The sequence below is a fragment of the Nocardia nepalensis genome (assembly GCF_048910785.1).
Lineage (GTDB): Bacteria > Actinomycetota > Actinomycetes > Mycobacteriales > Mycobacteriaceae > Nocardia > Nocardia nepalensis.
In genome coordinates this window covers 348,857-351,450 of the sequence record NZ_JBKBET010000036.1, presented here as the reverse complement: position 1 = coordinate 351,450, position 2,594 = coordinate 348,857, and the positions used below count along the sequence as shown (strand labels likewise).

Here is a 2,594-nt window from a genome sequence, read left to right as displayed (position 1 = left end):
ACCCGTCAACCTTTCGAACTTGCACCGCGTAAGCGAGGAAATAATTGTGCCCCACAAGCGGGGGCTTCCTCGCGCAACCTTCCCGCTGTTGGGAAGCGGCGCGACGCCGTCAGCGCATCGTCGGGCACGCCGCGACGACGGTGACGAAGCTGGCCTCGTTCAAGGGCTTGGCGCGCAGCCATAGCGTGCCGTCGCGATCGAGACTGGCCGGACCGCACAGCATCTTGCCGTCGACCACGGCCATCATCAGGGGCGGTTCCGTGGCCGGCGCCGAGTCGGCGAGGGCTACCGTGATCGCGCCTCCCGCCAGGGCGAATGCGGACAACACCACCAGCATTACCGACCTGCGCAGCCGTCGAAAGGTGTTGTCCGCATAGGCCTGATACTCGGACCGAAGGGTTTCCGGAGCGGTATCGCCGCTGCGCCGAGGTGTGGAAAGGACCGCGGATCCGGCCGAGAGCGCCGCCGCGAGCGTGGCGATAATGGCCACGACCACGACGCCCCTGACAAAGTTCCTGGTCGAATCCGCGAGCCTGTCCAACCCGGTGAATCCCGTGGCGAAGGCCGCCGCGCTGAAGATCGCGAATACCGCGATCAGCACGATCGACCATCCCGTGGCGAACTTCCGTGCGGCCGCGAGACGATCATGTCGGGCATCGAGCATCGTCCGAGGCCAGAAATCCTGTTCGTCCCGCGACACGAATACCACGGTAAGTTGTTGCCACGATTGGGAACCGCGAGCGAGTCGATCCCATGCCAGCGCGCACCTCGGACCGGGTATGCGCGCTGGCGCGATCGAACTCAGTCGGCGGCGACCTCGCTGCGGTCGCCGCTCCACAGGGTGTGGTACTTGCCCGGCGCGTCGATCCGCTCGTAGGTGTGCGCGCCGAAGAAATCGCGCTGGCCCTGGGTGAGTGCGGCCGGGAGGCGTTCGGCGCGCAGGGCGTCGTAGTAGGACAGCGAGGATGCGAACGCGGGCACCGGGATGCCGAGCAGGGTGGCGGTGGCCACCACGCGGCGCCAGCTGTCGATGGCCGTCTCGATCGCCTCGCGGAAATACGGCGCGAGGATCAGGCTCGGCAGGGCCGGGTTCTGGTCGTAGGCCTCTTTGATCCGGTTGAGGAAGCGGGCGCGGATGATGCAGCCGCCGCGCCAGATGGTGGCGAGGTCGCCGGGGTGCAGGTCCCAGTTGTATTCGGCGCTGCCCGCGGCGATCTGGTCGAAGCCCTGGGCGTAGGCGACGATCTTGGACGCGTAGAGCGCCTGGCGGATGTCCTCGGTGAATTGCGCTACGTCGGTGGGCTTTTCGCCGAGCTTGCCAGCGGCCAGACCGACCGCGGCCTTGCGCTGGGCGCGCGAGCCCGACAGTGCGCGCGCGAAGACCGCCTCGGCGATGCCGGTGACCGGGATGCCGAGATCGAGTGCGGACTTCACGGTCCAGCGACCGGTGCCCTTCTGCTCGGCCGCGTCGACGATGACATCGACGAGCGGCTGCCCGGTCTTCGCGTCGACCTGGTTGAGCACCTCGGCGGTGATCTCGACCAGGTAGCTCTCCAGTTCCCCGGAGTTCCACTGGGTGAATACGTCGGCGATCTGTTTGGCGTCGAAGCCGAGCGCGTCGCGGAACAGGTGGTAGGCCTCGCCGATGAGCTGCATGTCGGCGTATTCGATGCCGTTGTGCACCATCTTGACGAAGTGTCCGGAGCCATCGGGGCCGATGTGGGTGCAGCACGGGGTGCCGTCGACCTGGGCCGCGATCGATTCCAGCAGCGGTCCGAGGGATTCGTAGGACTCCTTCGGGCCGCCGGGCATGATGGCCGGGCCGTTGAGTGCGCCCTCCTCACCACCGGAGATGCCAGCGCCGACGAAGTTCAGCCCGCGTGCCTTCATGGCGGCCTCGCGGCGGATCGTGTCGGTGTAGAGGGCGTTGCCGCCGTCGATGATGATGTCGCCCGGCTCCATCGCGGCGGCCAGTTCCTCGATGACGGCGTCGGTCGGATCGCCCGCCTTGACCATGATCAGCACCCGGCGCGGCTTCTCCAGAGCGGCGACGAACTCCTCGATCGTCTCGGTGCGCACGAAGTTGCCGTCGCCGCCGTGTTCGGCCAGCAGCGCGTCGGTCTTGGCGATGCTGCGGTTGTGCAGTGCCACCGTGTAGCCGTGCTTGGCGAAGTTGCGGGCGATATTGCTACCCATGACCGCGAGGCCGGTAACTCCGATCTGTGCGGATGCTGTTGCGGACGCCATGAATCAGCCCTCTCCGTTCGACAGGCGTTGTTACCTACCGCCCGAAGCTTAGTCACCCCCGACCACGCCCCCTGCCCGCCACCCGGGTTCGACCGTGCCACCATCGCGGTCGAACGCGGGGAACGCCGACACGGTTGCTGGTTCACCGTGCCGGACCGGGGCTGGGCTGGTCAGCGGTGTTGACGTGCCCGGTATTCCAACGCGTAGGCGAGCTTGCCGGGAGTGTTGTCGTCAGGGTGGGTGAACATGGAACGGATCGCGGCCAGCGCATCGGTGGGCGGTTGCGCGAGCTTGTGTTCGAGCACTGCCACTCTTGACCCTGCCACCGTGTGAGGGTCGACACTCGA

The 2,594-nt window shown here is 67.1% G+C and carries 3 protein-coding genes; all 3 read right to left on the bottom strand.

All coding sequences use genetic code 11. The features are described 5' to 3' along the window. Positions 1-109: 109 nt before the first annotated feature. The 3 genes from ACHQ4I_RS31380 to ACHQ4I_RS31370 all read right to left on the bottom strand — a co-directional run bounded on the left by ACHQ4I_RS31380 (position 110) and on the right by ACHQ4I_RS31370 (position 2,573). Entirely contained in the window at positions 110-700 is a 591-nt protein-coding gene (locus tag ACHQ4I_RS31380) for a hypothetical protein (protein ID WP_420775492.1), read from the bottom strand. A gap of 101 nt (positions 701-801) precedes the next feature. Continuing rightward, positions 802-2,247: an NADP-dependent phosphogluconate dehydrogenase gene (gndA, locus tag ACHQ4I_RS31375; protein ID WP_420775491.1), complete on the bottom strand. Its 1,446-nt coding sequence runs from the start codon at positions 2,245-2,247 to the stop codon at positions 802-804. A 170-nt stretch (positions 2,248-2,417) separates the two neighbouring features. Beyond that, entirely contained in the window at positions 2,418-2,573 is a 156-nt protein-coding gene (locus ACHQ4I_RS31370; protein ID WP_420775490.1) for a hypothetical protein, read from the bottom strand. Positions 2,574-2,594: the final 21 nt, after the last annotated feature.